The organism is Wolbachia endosymbiont of Brugia pahangi, from assembly GCF_012030695.1.
Taxonomy (GTDB): Bacteria; Pseudomonadota; Alphaproteobacteria; order Rickettsiales; family Anaplasmataceae; genus Wolbachia.
Genome location: NZ_CP050521.1, coordinates 843404 through 858798 on the forward strand (window position 1 = coordinate 843404; position 15395 = coordinate 858798).

The window sequence follows — 15395 nt, forward strand, 5'->3', positions numbered from 1 at the left end:
TATGATGTAATAAAAATATAGTGCTTAAAAGAAGCACTATTTTTTACCCTACTGTCTCAATCATTAGGAATATTGTCCTGCTGCATTACGTTTTGTGCCTCTAATGGTTTCTATGGCTTTACATTACCATTTTCACAAGTCACACCAGCGTTTGGCATTATTTTTGAAACAACTATAGGAGCACCAAAAAACACAGCAGTAAATGCACCGAGTGCAAAAAGAGCTGGCCACGGCATTCTACCAAATATTGCAAGCAAAGCTGCACCTATTATTACTATTGTTATCATCGGTCCACCTATGCCATGGGCATAGCCTATTATCTTGCATATCACTATTGATGTTGTATCATTTGTATCAACAAAATTATTAGTAGAAGGAGGAGCACCTGCATTAAATGCAAAGAAGATGGTCAAAGCCACAAGTAGAAAAAATTTTTTCATTACATCTCCAATAGTTTTTACTTTATCCTACTTTACTTCAATTAAATTTAAGTAAATGATACTAGAAATATCATTTACCCAAAACTTTTTTGAGGCCTGTCTTTAATTTGCAGAACTTAGAAGTTTCTATTTACATGCTATTGCATTTGTTTTATTGCCTTTACAGCTGTAGGAGCTCTGAAAAATACGGCAGTAAATATACCAAGTGCAAAAAGAGCTGGCCACGGCATTCTATCAAATATTGCAAGCAATGTTGCACCTATTATTACTATTGTTACAATCGGTCTACCTATGCTGTGAGTACAGTCTATTACTTTTTACATATTACTGTTGATGTTTCATCCTTTGGTACAGCAGGAGAAGTGCACGTCATGCACTCGTGTCAAAAGCAAAGGAGAAAATTAGAGCTATAAACAAAAGAATTTTTTCACTATACCTCCAATAATTTTTATACTAGATTTTCTCTTACATTTATTAAATTTTAGCAAAGGTAAGAAGTTAGTAGATTGATCACATTATCAATTTGACTTTGGCGTGCAGTGCTTCATTTTATTTAATCAAATTAATTGAGTCAAGCTATAGAATCTGTTAAAGTTAATTTTATAAAATGCACCCTTAGCTCAGTTGGATTAGAGCATTTGACTACGGATCAAAAGGTCGGGCGTTCAAGTCGCTCAGGGTGCACAAATATCAATACAGATACAGAAAATATGAGTGAGATCTAATCTACCCTCAATTCCTCGGCATGCAAACTGCGTGGCAAAGACTCTAGTTCCTTTGCAACGTTCAATTCTTTGTTTTTTGTATATATACCAAGTTTATTGAATTCTCGGGCAGCAGGAAACACTCTTGTTTCAAGTGAACCAGCAGTTTTATTATAATGATCAACGGCACTCTTTAAGCTCTTGCGTAAATTATCAAAGTTTTCACCCATTGTACAGATTCGCTCATATAAAATGTGGCCTAGCTCACTGATTTTTTTCGCACTTTCAGCTATCATTTCTTGCTTCCACCCGTATGCTATTGCCCTAAGTAGAGCGATTAAAGTGATTGGTGTTGCAATAATCACTTTTTTTTCTACTCCAATCTCTATCAAAGCAGGCTCATACTCTAGTGCTGCACTGAAAACCCCTTCTCCTGTGAGAAAAAGAACTACAAGTTCTGGTGTATTTTCAAATTGATTCCAATACTCTTTTCTACCCAGATCATTTATATGCTTTTTTATTGCCAAGGAATGATCCTTTAATTTTTCCTTTTGTATTCGTAAGTCATTTTGTGATACAGCATCAAGATAAGAATCGAGCGGCACTTTAGCATCTATTATTATTTGCTTTCCAGATGGCATTTTGATTATTAAATCAGGACGCAGTAAATTATCCTTATTTTTATCAATCACTGATGGCTGGGTAAAAAAATCGCAATATTCAACCATTCCTGCCATTTCTACCACTCTTCTTAGCTGTATTTCACCCCATTTCCCTCTAATATGAGGCTTCCCTAAAGCATTAGCAAGGCTAGAAGTTTGGTTCATTAATGCTCCAATTTGCTCTTTTAAACCTTCATAAGCTCCTACTCTCTCTTTTTCCAGTTCGCGTATTTCACTATCAAATTTTTCCAGTTTTTCTTTTATCGGAGTTACAACTTCGTTAATCGTTGCTTGCCTTTTTTTGAAATTACTTTCTGTCTCTTTTAATTTACTATCGATTACTTCCTTCGCCAAGTTCAGAAAATTATTGTTATTTGTCTGCAAAGCATCAAGAGAAAGTGCTTTAAAGGTGTTTGTTAGTCTCTCCTCAGCTTTTGCTAGTAATTCTATTTCCTTTTTCTTCTCCTCACGTTCTTTTTGCAGAGTTACTTCAAGTTCTGCATTGCTCACTTTTAAATCTACTATTTCTTTGTCCTTACCCTGCAAGATCTGTCTTGTTTCTTGAAGCTCACGCTCCAATTTAAATAAATTACCCTCAAGATTTGCCGATTTTATTTTTTCTCCGCTCAGTTTTTTATTCTTTCTTACAATGATGCAGAGAAACAATAATAAAAAGAGGCCAAAAGCGATAGAATTGAAAAGCATCAGAATACAAAAAAAATCGTACTCACAATACTATCTAATTTTTATGTATATGGAAAAGAAAAAAAGGAGCACTTGAAAGTGTGCTCCTTTTTGAAGTTCATGACTGTTGACCAATAGATAGACCACTACCAACAACTGGTGTTGCTGCAGGACTATCAGTTTTGAACTTGGTGTGTTGCCATTTGCAGGAACTTTAAGTTCAGAACTTGCAGCTTCAGGCGCAATTGGATATTTAGCGTATATATTGAATTCTTTTATTATATCGCTAAAACCTAACAGTTCTTTCATTCTTTCTGGTTCATTATCACCATAAATTGTACTGTTATCTTGAGTTCCAACTGAATTTATGGACAGATGTATATAACCATTCTCCATTTCTATTTTTGAGTCACAACGACCTGTGATATATAGCTGTTTCTCTCCTTCAAGATTCAAATGGAACTCATCACAAATAACATTATTATCCTTGTTTTTGTATACTTCTTAAAGTATTTGATAGTTATTATGTTTTACATCCAGCCATATTTACCATCAATAACCTTCAGGCAAGCTGTAGGTTCTTGAGCTATCTTAATACTGCTTATTTGGTTTGTTTTATTACTAGACTTTCAAATTGATTAAAATTTTCCTAAAGTTCATGAAATTTCTGTACAACTAGCAATCTACTTAAAAAACTTTTTTATGCTTTTCACATATTCATTCCTCAAATTAATAATAAATTAACTTAGTTATTATATATAAGGTATAACATGTCAACTATTTTAGAAAATGTTTTTAATACTCGCTTGAACTTGCAATCTTTAATAATTTAATAGCACTGGTGTTCACAACTTTTCTACTGACACGTTTAGTGACAGAAAACCTCACATAGGGCTCATCCGTATAAGGGTTCCTTAACATTCTCATTCCTCACTATCTACAATTTTTAAGCCCGCTTAAAATCTACCACTACAATTATCGGTAGCCGATTGTCTGGTATAGGCGGCATATCAACGGATTGATATACTAGTATTTACATTAAGGTATCCAGAGCTTCAAACGATAAACTTGGTTGCCAAAGATATTGACATGTTTGAGACTTAAATAGTCTAACATCCTTTAGTATACTCCTGTTCATCAAAAATGATGCTATTTTGGAATAGTACTCATTAAGAGAATAGCAAGATTTCATTATTGCATTACCATCCAATTTCTCAGCTTCAACTTGCTCTATCTTGTTGTAACTATTTCCATCTTCATAAGATAAGATTCCTTTGGGTTGGAAAGTGCCATCACCTTTAATGAAAGCTTCGCTTTCTTTCGTACTGAAAATCCCAGCAACTTTTTCAACTAACCAACTTTCAACATCAACAAATGTATCATCAAGTAGCTTTTGTGATCAACTATGTTTTTTTAATTTTCATTGATATAATTTTGCAACTTTATCCAATCATGCAGGTAATAAAAACCCATTCGCCATAGGAGTAGAACTTTATGTCAAACAGCTATTGCAACAATTACTGCTTAAGTCACTGCTGTGTAAATTAATGTTGCTTTAAGTCTTACATTACCAATTACTATAATTTTATGCATTAGAGCTGTTATGGCCATCATCTTCTTCTTACCACTTTCAATAGCTTAGAATAGATTACCAAGTACAGACTTTGCAGCAGCCATGGCTGATATAAAGAGCCTTGAACAAACATTACTTCTACCACCTATAATCCTTCGTTAACTAACAGTTTTATTACTTTACCTTATACCAATTTTCACTGTTAGTAGGTCAAATAAGTGACATTGCAGAGTTGCTTTATTGCGGAGAGAGAAGGGTAGGTAATAAATTTGCATAAAGCGCTCTCAAGCAAAGTAATTGTATTATATACTTTATTATGCAAAATGTTCTGTTTTATATACAACCAAAGTTTCCCAATAGGATTAAGCTCAGGTAAGTACGATGATAGGTATATAATCTTGACATTTTTAGGTATCTTTAAACTTTTTGAATTATGCCAATTAGCACAATCTATGACAAGAAAGGCTTCTTGTGTTCTTAAATATTGCAATATTTGTTCAAGAAATATATTCATACAACCAGTGTTGATATTCAGTGTAAATAAGCTAGAACTTTCTTCACTCCTAGGATTAACTGTACTGTAGAGATAAAAATTTTGTCTACCTAACTTTACTTTAACCTGTATTCTAACGCCCTTTTTCAAACTACCAGTGACAACCTTCGAATGTGTGCCCCGCGATCTCCATCAAAGAAAAATTAGCTCTTATTCATGATATTTGCCAATAGTCTCATTAAAATTTTTAACTATTCCTACCTACCTTTATCTTATCCATTATGAATTGGTCTTAGCGTAATATACGAAAACCTCATTTTTTGCATATTAAGGTGTACTGTAGACTTGCTGACATCCAAGCCAAATTTTTCCTGAATTCTATTTCTCATTTCTTTAATGGTAATATTAGAGTTTTCTTGTATCCATACTTCAACTTGTTCAAATTGACTCTGATCAATCTAGTTTTTCTGCAACGTTGAGGAGTAGCAAACAATTTTTCTTTTCTTCCAAATTTTAGTTACCTTATCCATACAGTCAGTGCTGTTCTTGAAATTCAACACATTTTTGCTACGGCTGTTATACTCTGCTTTCTTGCTACAATTACAGCATTTAGTTTTTTTGCAACATATGTGTTATTTCGTACTTTCTTCAGTATTTCTTTTGCTGATTCTACGACCATTCCATCCAATAATTTTGATTTCAATGCCATTTAAACCTCACTATTTTACTTACTTCAGTATGACTTCTTTTCCATTATTGCCTATCCGTTCCTTGTGCAGTGGGAATTGGTATCACTATATGGTCTTGCCATTCTTTTTCCTTTATCACTAGCCAATCCCTCGTTATACCTTCCTTTCTCTTTGAGGAAACTTTATTCGGGTTAGCTACAGTAGGTTTAGGTCTTGAAATGAGAAAGTAAATTTTGTACAAATGAAAAATTAGACAACTGTGATATAAATGATTTAAATTAAATACACTTATGTCACCATAAACTCATATCAAATCTTTTTTAACTTTGAGTATTATTACATTTCGTATTAAAATATGTGCATGAGCTGCCTTATGGACGTAATCTTGACCGCACATGTTATATATCAGTACTCAATGAAAAATGAGGAACATGTAGTATAAAACATGTGCTGATTTATAAGTTAGGTTGCAAATACGAAATCGATGTAGCACTACATTTAGCTGTTTTTATGATGAACAAGTTAAATACGCCAGAAATTTCTTAAGTTTTAAATGAGTATAACTTACTACAGATTTCGGAAATGCATTGTTACCTTCATTATAAAAGTCGGATTTATTGATATAACTTTTCCAGAAAAGAGCATATCACTAGAACTGATAGAGGAAGAGAAAATTGAACCCAAACATCTTGGAACTTACAGCAGAAAAGCACAAACAATTTATCAAGAACTGGTTAATCAACAATTCAAACATATCATACAATATGGAACAAATTTTTTAAATTCGGGAATTATATATAAAACAACTGGAAAGATATGGAAAGTGAAATTATGACCTTACGATCCATTAGTTGGGCTGTGATCACAATAACCATAACGATTTTCACTTCTTTTAGTAGAGTTCTTAACTTAGCAGTATATATTACTAAAACTTAAACAATACAATCACTTCCAGCAATAAGAAAAGGCCCAACCTATTACACTAGCCCATTACTATCATACTCTCCGGAACTATACGCTTTTTTATTTCCTTGATAAAACCTTTAGCTATATATAATTCAACCTTGACTTTACATATGGCTCAAATATATGTATTGTAGTGTGGAGATAATATGGTCGACCAAAATCTGAATAAAGCAGAATCTTACTATACTATGCATAACAAAAATCTTGATTATATGATCTCATATGTGCATCCTAATGTCGACTTTATAGGTCCTCCTTTAACTATGATGGTAGAGAATCAGTAACTGAAGCTGTCAAAAAATTTTCGATGTTTTTCAAGAGTCTTACAATCTGAAAAAGATTTACTTCTGGTAGAAGATTATGCTAGTATTAAATTTTGATTATCCTGATCCTATAGGTACTTTTCGGGTACTTCATTTTTATCATTTGATGGTGGCTTATTTTCGAATAGAATTGTTCTACGATACTCGCGTTTGAGGGGAAAGAAGACGGAATTTTTACTTAAAATTGAATTAACATTAACCAATTAGAATTTCATCAATAATTTTCCTTTATTTCATAGCTTCTGGGCTGTCCTTATTTTTAATTAGTGTAGTTGTAACGAGAGCCTTCCATAAGCACAACCATATGCTCTAGGCCATGTATTTGAATTTAAACATAGATGTGATTTGAAAATTCTCCGACTCTCATTTTTTAAAAAAAATTCCACACAACGACTAGATCACAAGCTGGATCACCAACACCCATACATTCAAAATCAATCACAGCAGCTATACACCCATATTTTATCAAGATATTCCCAATTGCAAAATCACCATGTATCCATACTGAGTTCTTGTTTCATTCTGAGCTTACAGCCTTTTTTAAAACAGATGTTATGGTTTTGTGTCAATAAAACCTTGCAACTCTATAATTGCCGATTTTTCTGCATTATAGATTGATATGTGGTCACCACGCTAGTAGTTATGAAACCCAGGACTAGGGCCTCCTCTAACATCAATCCCACATAATTCGTTCAAAAACTGTGCAAGTTGAAAAGCAATAACCTGTAAATTCAGATCACCTATAGACACTTTATTTATGCTTTTCTCCCTTCAATCTACCTGTACATTAACCAATTCTAAGGATAATGTTTCGATGGTTGCCCCACTCCAAGCAGTTCAGGAACAGAAAATGATAAATGCAGTGCAAGTATCTTGAGCCGTTTTTGCTCCTTTAGAACTCGTAGTGCACAATTTTCTGCATTTGGTAGCCCTGATCAATATTTCTTCACATAAGCGAAAGGTTCAATTGTCTATGCGACTGGACTAAACAGGTTTAACCTCTAAATAGCCCACTTTGGAAACTGCTGTGCAACAAGTTTGGCAGCAAGTGACAAAGCAATTCCTAAACGACTACCAGCTTTTGATATCATTGCTTGCTTCACCTCAAAACCTTACAGTTCCAAAATAAACTTCCCTTTTACATTCAGTTAATAGTAATTAATTTGAGAATAAAATATAAAGAAAAACTGAGGTACATAAATAAAACCTTCCCATAATTGATTAACTTTTTAAACTTACACCCTTCATTACTAGGTAGACTATCATGTTAGCTGCATAGTCCCAGCGTTAAGCACTAGAATGACATTAAGGGATGGCCAATGTTTTTTATGTAAGTAGCAGTCATGCAAGAAGTCTATCACAAAAAAATCAAAAGCTTAACGATTAGCGCTATGACTATAGACCACAGTAAAAAGTAGATTTTTCCATTTGATCTATCCTTAATTTGAATATTCTCTAGTTTCTGATTAGCTATTAGGTTTAATTTTTCTATAAGGTTAAAAATTTCTTGAATTGTCTTTACGGGGCAAGAGCTCTTTATTCTCTCTTTATAGCTTATTTTATTTTTATGTTGATTTTCCGTCCATGCTTCAACCACCTTCCACACATTAATTTCTGGGTAGATTTTTCTACAAGTTCCCTCTAGCAAAATCATAGTTTTTTGCAGAAGTAATAATTGCGTTTGAACTTTCATATCAAAATCACCAGTTATTTTTAACAATTGAGCAAGTAAACTAGCAAAAGAAATTTTCTGTATGGGCTGCCCTATAATAGGTTCACCTATTGCCCTGCACGCTGTAACAAAACTTTTATGCTGCGGCGAAACATAACCAGCTCTAAAGTGCACTTTTGCAACGCGATCATAATCCCGGTTCAAAAAGCCTTTCAGTATCTCTATTACATAGTAACATGTTTCTCGGTCTATTCGGCCCATAATTCCACAATCTAAAGCGACAATACTGTTGTTACTATCGATCATTAGATTGCCAGGATGCATATCCGCGTGAAAGAAACAATCTCTATATACTTGATTACAAAACGACTCTATAAGATTAATAGCTATTTGCTTATGATTATTTAGTTTTTCAACTTCATATACTGGTGTTGCCCCTATCCACTCCAATGTTAAAACCCTTTTTGAAGTTCTACTCCAGTCCACTTCAGGAACATAAAAACCTCTGTCGTTTTTTGTATTTTCCCTAAGCTCCGAAGAGTGAGCAGCTTCAAAGCGTAGATCTAGCTCTAATCGGCAAATTTCAGCAAAAGTTTCAACTAACTCAATTGGTTTTAGCCTCCTTGATTGCTTGCTAAACTTTTCTACAATCCCCGCAAGCCAAAAAAGCATTTTGATATCTTTTGAAAATGTTTTTTCAATATTTGGCCTTAAAATTTTTACAGCAACTTCTTTACCTTCTGTTGTAGTTGCCTTATGAGCTTGAGAAATTGATGCTGCTGCAATTGGTTTTTCAGAAAAACTTGAAAAAATGTCACTTAACTTACAATTAAATTCGCTCTCTATAGTTTTAACTGCTATCTTGTGTGAAAAAGAGGGCAATTTATCACATATCAACAATAAATTATTCGTTATATCCTCATTCAAAATATCAGTACGTGACGAGATAGATTGCCCAAACTTAATAAATACTGGACCTAATTTCTCAAAAGCACATTTTAGTTTATAGCCTCGTATTCTATTTATTGATTTCCTTGATGGAGAAAGTAAATAAGGTGATATGTTATAACGAGTTAGTACTGCAGTTATATACAAAAGGCGCAGAATACTTTGAATCATTTTGCTATGTAACTGCTAAATATCTCGCTTAGAGTTCTATCCTCCATAATTTTACCAGGCTTACCTTGGCAATAGATAGTATGATTTATACAAATAATATAATCTGAACATGGTACAATGGAGCTTAAATCATGAGACGTCATAAGGATCGAAATTAGTCGTTTTTTTGCTATTTCTCCTATAATATCGTAAAACTTAGCACGTGCGTTAATGTCCATCGCACTAACCGGCTCATCTAGAATAATCAAGTCAGGCTCTGCAATTAAACAGTGTGCAAGTAGTAATAATTGCATCTGTCCTGCAGAAATCTCTAATACTTGATTTTTCAAAATATTGCCAATACCAACTAATTCTATCACTTCCGTAATAACCGATTGATTTTTCTTCAATTTTTTTGAAAAACTATTTAAGAGGAAATACTCAACTGTTATTGGCATCAATTTACTAATGCTAAAATTTTGTGGCATGTAGCTAATTTTTATATTATCAGCAAATATAACGCTACCTGTATAATTCTTACTTATACCAGCAACCACCTTCATCAAAGAAGTTTTACCTCCACCATTTGGGCCAAGTATGGTAACTATATCTCCCTTTTCTATTGATATATTAATACCATCGAGAACCTTTTTATTATCGTATGCCAGAGCAAGATTTTCTATTTTTAGGACACTGTCATTGACATTATTTAACTTTTTGACAAAATTTAAATTTTTCTCGATGCTTTCATGAGACATTTACTAGCTTTTTTTCTATTACTTTTATTTACACTATACTATAATATTGCCCTTTCATCCAATTTAAAAATTGTAGCCACAATAAAACCTATACATTCACTTGTAGCCTCTGTTACAGATGGAATTTCAAAACCGTACTTGCTTGCCTACACAACATCCACACATGATCATATATTAAAGCCATTTGATGTGAGCAACTTAGAATCAAGTGATGTTATATTTTATATTGATGATAACTTAGAGACATTTATTAAACCTTTCGCTAAAGATAAAAAAGAACTTGTGCAGTTGTCAAAGACAATTAACTTACTTCCTGCTCGATCACATTCATTCTCCAAACAAATTACCCATACTCAAGATGAAAAAGATCTACATATTTGGCTGAGTCCTGAAAATGCAAAGAGTATGATACTTTCTATAAGTGAAGCACTATCTAACATAGACAAGGAGAATGCCTCCCGGTACAACTACAATGCAATAAAAGCTAAAAAAAAAATAAATCAAGAAGCAGAAAAAATTGCAAAAGAATTAAATGACTTTAAAAATCAAAAATACATAGTCACTCACGATGCTTATCAATATTTTGAAAAATATTTCGGTTTAAATCACCCAAGTGTTATTCTTTCTATAGAAGAGGACTCTTATATAGGCATGAAAAGCTTAATGAAACTAAAAAAGGTGATGGAGGAAGAAAATATTAAATGTATATTTTCTCATTCACTAGAAGATAGCATAAAACCTAAAGTCCTTTCCAATGACGCAAAAATGATAATTCTTGATCCTATTGGGTCAAATATAGAACCTGGAAAAGATGCATATCTTGCTATAATCAATGACATTACACAAAATTTTAAATCTTGTTTTGCTGGGTATCAGTAAAAATCTGAGTAAAATATAGCTATGTTAGCAGGCCTGAAGCTACACCAACTCACACTCAGCAAAAAAGAAAGCTATCTCCTTATGAGCATTTTCTAAACTATCAGAACCGTGGACTCTATTTTCATTAACATTATCAGCAAAGTCACCTCTGATTGTACCCTTATCTGCCTGCTTTGGATCTGTAGCTCCCATGATTTGTCTATATTTACTGATTGCATTTTCACCAACTAAAACTTGAACTATTACAGGACCAGAAGTCATAAATTCCACTAATCCTCCAAAAAAAGGTCTATCTTTATGAATTGCATAAAACAGTTCTGCTTGTTTTTTTGTTAGTAACATCATTTTTTGTGCTATTATCCTTAGCCCAGACTTTTCGATATAGGAATTTATATTACCTATAATATTATTTTTCACCGTATCAGGTTTTAATATCGAAAGTGTCCTCTCAATCGCCATATTTTCTTATGTAAAACCACATACTTACATATTTATCTTATTGCAAATTCCGGTTTTATAAAAGTAGTTTTTTCTTTATAGTTAAGAATAAATCATCAAGTAGGTATTGCATGGATTACTGTCATAAAAAACTAGTAAATAATCTTAAGTCATCAATTTTTTGTGGAACAAAAGGGTTTTTAACTTTTAGTTTGGCCTTTTTAAGTTATTTGGAATATAGCTCACGTCATAATACAAAACTACAAGAAGGTGCTGCTTTCGCAATGAAAAGAAACATTATTCCATTTCTTGAAATGACAATTATAGCACTGTTCGTCTGCTTTGTACTACCAGCTATGGTAGATAATATAAGCTTCACGCTATGTGCATCTATATGTGCTGCGTTGATGATTGCTACATGCTTTGTCGTAAGAACTTTTAATCTGCGTGAGAAGTTACTAGAAAAGATCACCAACCATGGTAGAAAAGAAATAGACGAAGAATTTAAGAAGGATTCTATAAAATTTCCTATTTTTGATCAAAATAGAAAACACATTGAGTATAATTCACCTAACCAAGAACAATTATCAAACGAAACAGGTAGCACCTCTTTTTTTGTTACGTTCTTAGTTTTTCCTCTGAAGGTCCTTCAAAGCTGCATAATGCTATCTTTAGCCGCTATTGAACTTCTCGAAGCAGTACCAAGTTTTTGTGTTGATTTAGTTTTTGATAGAAGTCCTTTTGCATCTACAAAGAGTAACTTGCAGAGATCTGGCCATTTATTATATGTTAGTGTGAGAAATTTAGTGCCTATATCTATACTTGATGAGTGTGTAGCTGATTTCACAGGCACCCCAAAAGTAACTTGTTGTAGTAGTGCGTAGGTGAAAAAGGCAGTTGTCTTACTTAACCTTGGTGGACCTGACTCACTAAGTGCGGTCCGTCCTTTTTTATTTAATCTTTTTTATGATAAGAGAATAATTAATTTGCCCAATCCTTTTCGGTTCTTTTTAGCAAAATTTATATCCGCAAAACGAGAAAATAATGCACGAAAAATATATGAACAAATTGGAGGCAAATCACCAATCTTAGAAAACACAAAAATGCAAGCTGAAGCACTTGAGCGAGAGCTTAATAGATCTGTCTTTTGTCATCCAAGTAGCGTAACACTGGGGCCTAGAAAAGAAAACTGGATTCCAGTGTCACGCATAGGAATGACATCAAAACTGACCAAAGTTTTCATCTGCATGCGCTACTGGCATCCATTTGCTAATGAAGTTGTTAAAAGTGTAAAGCAGTTTGATCCTGATGAAGTAATTCTGCTGCCGTTATATCCTCAATATTCAACTACTACAACTTTGTCATCCATCGAAAATTGGCAAAAAAATGCTAAACAATATGGCATAAAATGTAACACAAAAATAATTCGCCACCATTATGATAACCAAGATTTTATTGAGGCCCACGCTAACCTGATAACTAAACACTATAAATTAGCTAGTGAAGTTGGTAAACCAAGAGTTCTATTTTCAGCCCATAGCCTGCCTCTCAGTGTTATTAAAAAAGGCGACCCATATGCCTTACAGGTAGAAGAAACAGTAAAACTGATAGTAAAAAAATTACATATTAAAGATCTTGACTGGTCAATATGCTATCAGAGCAAGATTGGCCCTGTAAAATGGCTAGAACCAAGCACTGAAAGCGAGTTATTACGTGCAAAAGCTGATGGCGTACCTGTAGTTTTATTACCAATATCTTTTGTTTCTGAGCATTCAGAAACGCTTGTTGAACTTGACATGGAATATAAAACTATTATCAAGGATGGATATTACTTTCGCATACCAACTCTTAGTACTAACTCCTTGTTTATTAAGTGCCTAGCTGGTTTATGTATAAACCACTCTTAAGGTCTTGATTTATAGTGCTTTTCTTTTAGGACTCCATGTGATAGAATGATAAGAAATTATTATTCTATTAGTTATTTATGCTGAATAAGCCAACAAAAGAATCAAATATGTCCGTAAAAGTGATACATAAGCTTCATGGTCATCATATCAGGAAGATAATCTGTATTACAACAGCTTTAACAATGTTGCTGTGTAAGATCTCACTACAATTCTGCTGTGAGTTTATTAACAATAATAGATCAAATATCTCCTTTACATGGAAGGTTGCCAAGTTAGTAAAATTGCCAATATCCATATTATACACTCTCCATTTAGGACTCAATTTAGCTGGATACAAATCTAAAAGTAAATCAAGTAATAAAGATAAACCTAAAGAACTAGTAGAGTTTATAGGTGAATTAGCTCTCTTGATAAGCAGTATCATAGGAGTATCGATACAGATGAAAATCACCCATTTGTTTGCTGCAGGCACAGTTAGTCATGTGGGGCTTGCATCAACAATTCTATTTCTATTTATTTCAGAACCTATAAACTACTATTATACATATAAACAATATCAAGAGGCATATAAAAAATACCAAGACGTAAGTAAAGAATATCAAGGTAAAAAGGATACTGATGAGCTTACAAAATGTGAAGCTGATCTTACTAAATGCAATAAGGACCTCATTATCAGCACACTGACTCTGTCATTAGGTTTATTAAATTTTATATTAAAAAGGATAGAAATTGCAACCATACCAATAGACTTGGGTAATGGTATAATCTATAATTTCAATTGGAGCGTAGCAGCCAGCATAATATATAGCACAGCATTTCTGGCAATCCAGCTTGACAAGCTGTTTAATCAACCTATCAACAATGATCCTTCTACCGAACTTGGTGATACTACTAATCATAATCATGATCTGCACAATGGCTGCGCTATATAGAAGTAGAAATTAGATATGAAAAGACCTCATTTCTACTGCTAATGCTAGCACTGCTAATTTGCTAACTGTACCCCAAAGTGACAGGGTTTTATTTTCTACAACTTGGCTAACATCATAAAACTTACAGTTAGTAGAATTTAAGCTAGAATATATATCTTTTCTGCTATTGCAACGGTATAAATAGCAAGTTGGAGTATTTCCTATATAGTATATAAGCGGCTCTGCAGGACTACATTCAAATATATCGATAGTAGGTACACCTTCTTGTATAATAACGCTATTGACTTCTATACCTTCTTTTATCTTTTTCATTTTATGACGCTTTTTTTTATTGAGGGTCAATATTTCTTCTCCGCTTGTTGCTGTTATAATGCCCATTCCATATGTTCCATTGCTTGCTTTGATAAAAACATAAGGTTGAGTCTTTATTCCATATTCCTCATACTTTTTTTGCACTAGAGACAATACTTGGTCAACTTTAGTTGCTACTGTTTCTAGCGGTGAATCGTCATTGAAATCTACTTCATCACAGCCCTCTGTAAATGTAGAAATAAGCCATGGATCTATTTTAAATTCGCTACAGAACTCGGACACTAATTTTTTATAAATTTTAAAATATTTAAACTTCTGCCTGCTGTGCCAACCATATAATGGACTCGGTATTATCTCTTGTTTTACATTTTCTAACATATCGGGAATATGACTTGTCATATCCCGGTTTAGTATAACAACATCTGGCATAAATCCTGAAGTTGTCTTGAGCAGAGAGCTTTCTTTCACAATAGTTTCATACGGCTCTATTAAATTGTATGCTTCATTATGAAAGAGACCAATTCTCGTTTCAAAACCTGCTTGTTGTAGTATTACCTCTATAGCAAACACGTTTTCTATATACATTTTATTTCGCGTGTAGTTCTCCGGTATTATGAGAACTTTTTTATGTTGCTTCCCTTCAAAGTAGCTCCTCATTAGCTCTGCTGTTGTTGCCTTTGACATTCCACTTAGATTATTGAATCCTGCAGGAAACAAATTGGCGTCTATTGGGGCAATTTTGTAACCAGAATTTCTAAGATCTATAGAGTTATAAAATGGTAATGTAAGGCTGTTAAACTGTGTCTCAAACCAATTATTTATACTTTTTTCTAAATTTGGATGAATTATATTTTGCATCTACACT

The 15395-nt window shown here is 33.3% G+C and carries 14 protein-coding genes, 1 tRNA gene and 4 pseudogenes; 6 read left to right on the forward strand and 13 right to left on the reverse strand.

Annotation, left to right across the window (positions count from 1 at the left end):
• Window positions 1-110 precede the first annotated feature (110 nt).
• Both WBP_RS04190 and WBP_RS04195 read right to left on the reverse strand, forming a co-directional pair.
• The gene (locus WBP_RS04190) at window positions 111-440 is read right to left on the reverse strand and encodes a TrbC/VirB2 family protein (RefSeq protein WP_041571502.1); all 330 of its coding nucleotides are present in this window, start codon (window positions 438-440) and stop codon (window positions 111-113) included.
• A gap of 137 nt (window positions 441-577) precedes the next feature.
• Window positions 578-863: pseudogene (locus WBP_RS04195) on the reverse strand (TrbC/VirB2 family protein).
• A 186-nt stretch (window positions 864-1049) separates the two neighbouring features.
• On the opposite strand from WBP_RS04195, the gene WBP_RS04200 reads away from it, so the two are divergent.
• Window positions 1050-1124, forward strand: a tRNA-Arg gene (locus WBP_RS04200).
• Window positions 1125-1161: 37 nt separating this feature from the next.
• Here WBP_RS04200 and WBP_RS04205 read toward each other — a convergent pair.
• The 6 genes and pseudogenes from WBP_RS04205 to WBP_RS04220 form a co-directional block, all read right to left on the reverse strand.
• Window positions 1162-2511: a DNA recombination protein RmuC gene (locus WBP_RS04205; protein WP_011256908.1), complete on the reverse strand. Its 1350-nt coding sequence runs from the start codon at window positions 2509-2511 to the stop codon at window positions 1162-1164.
• Window positions 2512-2541: 30 nt separating this feature from the next.
• A complete protein-coding gene (locus WBP_RS04210; RefSeq protein WP_167896153.1) occupies window positions 2542-2946 on the reverse strand; it encodes a hypothetical protein in 405 nt (134 codons plus the stop codon).
• A 339-nt stretch (window positions 2947-3285) separates the two neighbouring features.
• Window positions 3286-3417 (reverse strand): hypothetical protein, encoded by a 132-nt coding sequence (locus WBP_RS06330; protein WP_369799962.1) that lies wholly within the window; start codon window positions 3415-3417, stop codon window positions 3286-3288.
• Window positions 3418-3523: 106 nt separating this feature from the next.
• A pseudogene (locus tag WBP_RS04215) lies at window positions 3524-3829 on the reverse strand (phage major capsid protein); the annotation flags it as partial.
• Between the two features lie 185 nt (window positions 3830-4014).
• Window positions 4015-4221, reverse strand: a pseudogene (locus tag WBP_RS05865) (IS110 family transposase); the annotation flags it as partial.
• 44 nt (window positions 4222-4265) lie between these two features.
• Window positions 4266-5265 (reverse strand): annotated as a pseudogene (locus WBP_RS04220) (IS630 family transposase).
• 533 nt (window positions 5266-5798) lie between these two features.
• Here WBP_RS04220 and WBP_RS04225 point away from each other — a divergent pair.
• Entirely contained in the window at window positions 5799-6080 is a 282-nt protein-coding gene (locus WBP_RS04225; protein WP_167896154.1) for a hypothetical protein, read from the forward strand.
• Between the two features lie 824 nt (window positions 6081-6904).
• Here the strand turns inward: WBP_RS04225 and WBP_RS05870 are convergent.
• From WBP_RS05870 to WBP_RS04240, 3 genes are all read right to left on the reverse strand, one after another.
• On the reverse strand, window positions 6905-7003 hold the full coding sequence (locus WBP_RS05870; protein ID WP_233417511.1) for a phosphotransferase: 99 nt from the start codon (window positions 7001-7003) through the stop codon (window positions 6905-6907).
• An 888-nt stretch (window positions 7004-7891) separates the two neighbouring features.
• Window positions 7892-9325, reverse strand: coding sequence for a 2-polyprenylphenol 6-hydroxylase (ubiB, locus tag WBP_RS04235; RefSeq protein WP_167896155.1), 1434 nt, complete (start codon window positions 9323-9325; stop codon window positions 7892-7894).
• A complete protein-coding gene (locus WBP_RS04240; RefSeq protein ID WP_167896156.1) occupies window positions 9322-10062 on the reverse strand; it encodes a metal ABC transporter ATP-binding protein in 741 nt (246 codons plus the stop codon). Before WBP_RS04240 ends, ubiB begins: the two co-directional genes overlap by 4 nt.
• Between WBP_RS04240 and WBP_RS04245 the strand changes: the two genes are divergently transcribed.
• On the forward strand, window positions 10054-10941 hold the full coding sequence (locus tag WBP_RS04245) for a zinc ABC transporter substrate-binding protein (RefSeq protein WP_041571504.1): 888 nt from the start codon (window positions 10054-10056) through the stop codon (window positions 10939-10941). The two genes, WBP_RS04240 and WBP_RS04245, sit on opposite strands and share 9 nt — an antisense overlap.
• 39 nt (window positions 10942-10980) lie before the next feature.
• Here WBP_RS04245 and ndk read toward each other — a convergent pair whose 3' ends face one another.
• Window positions 10981-11400 carry a nucleoside-diphosphate kinase gene (ndk, locus tag WBP_RS04250; protein WP_167896157.1) on the reverse strand — a complete coding sequence of 140 codons (420 nt, stop codon included), beginning with the start codon at window positions 11398-11400 and terminating at the stop codon, window positions 10981-10983.
• A gap of 110 nt (window positions 11401-11510) precedes the next feature.
• Here ndk and WBP_RS04255 point away from each other — a divergent pair, with 110 nt between their 5' ends.
• From WBP_RS04255 to WBP_RS04265, 3 genes are all read left to right on the forward strand, one after another.
• A complete protein-coding gene (locus tag WBP_RS04255; protein WP_167896158.1) occupies window positions 11511-12263 on the forward strand; it encodes a hypothetical protein in 753 nt (250 codons plus the stop codon).
• Window positions 12264-13286: a ferrochelatase gene (hemH, locus tag WBP_RS04260; RefSeq protein WP_011256916.1), complete on the forward strand. Its 1023-nt coding sequence runs from the start codon at window positions 12264-12266 to the stop codon at window positions 13284-13286. It begins immediately after the preceding gene.
• Between the two features lie 77 nt (window positions 13287-13363).
• Window positions 13364-14218, forward strand: a complete 855-nt coding sequence (locus WBP_RS04265) for a hypothetical protein (RefSeq protein ID WP_167896159.1) — start codon at window positions 13364-13366, stop codon at window positions 14216-14218.
• Window positions 14219-14227: 9 nt separating this feature from the next.
• Here the strand turns inward: WBP_RS04265 and gshA are convergent, their stop codons facing one another.
• A complete protein-coding gene (gene gshA / locus WBP_RS04270) occupies window positions 14228-15388 on the reverse strand; it encodes a glutamate--cysteine ligase (protein ID WP_167896160.1) in 1161 nt (386 codons plus the stop codon).
• Window positions 15389-15395 lie beyond the last annotated feature (7 nt).

What these genes read in the sequence shown, in the direction of transcription:
- WBP_RS04190 (WP_041571502.1), bottom strand. Translation starts at nt 440, where the DNA reads ATGAAAAAATTTTTTCTACTTGTGGCTTTGACCATCTTCTTTGCATTT.
- WBP_RS04255 (WP_167896158.1), top strand. Translation starts at nt 11,511, where the DNA reads ATGGATTACTGTCATAAAAAACTAGTAAATAATCTTAAGTCATCAATT.
- ubiB (WP_167896155.1), bottom strand. Translation starts at nt 9,325, where the DNA reads ATGATTCAAAGTATTCTGCGCCTTTTGTATATAACTGCAGTACTAACT.
- ndk (WP_167896157.1), bottom strand. Translation starts at nt 11,400, where the DNA reads ATGGCGATTGAGAGGACACTTTCGATATTAAAACCTGATACGGTGAAA.
- WBP_RS04225 (WP_167896154.1), top strand. Translation starts at nt 5,799, where the DNA reads ATGAGTATAACTTACTACAGATTTCGGAAATGCATTGTTACCTTCATT.
- WBP_RS06330 (WP_369799962.1), bottom strand. Translation starts at nt 3,417, where the DNA reads ATGAGAATGTTAAGGAACCCTTATACGGATGAGCCCTATGTGAGGTTT.
- WBP_RS04240 (WP_167896156.1), bottom strand. Translation starts at nt 10,062, where the DNA reads ATGTCTCATGAAAGCATCGAGAAAAATTTAAATTTTGTCAAAAAGTTA.
- WBP_RS04245 (WP_041571504.1), top strand. Translation starts at nt 10,054, where the DNA reads ATGAGACATTTACTAGCTTTTTTTCTATTACTTTTATTTACACTATAC.
- WBP_RS04205 (WP_011256908.1), bottom strand. Translation starts at nt 2,511, where the DNA reads ATGCTTTTCAATTCTATCGCTTTTGGCCTCTTTTTATTATTGTTTCTC.
- gshA (WP_167896160.1), bottom strand. Translation starts at nt 15,388, where the DNA reads ATGCAAAATATAATTCATCCAAATTTAGAAAAAAGTATAAATAATTGG.
- WBP_RS04265 (WP_167896159.1), top strand. Translation starts at nt 13,364, where the DNA reads ATGCTGAATAAGCCAACAAAAGAATCAAATATGTCCGTAAAAGTGATA.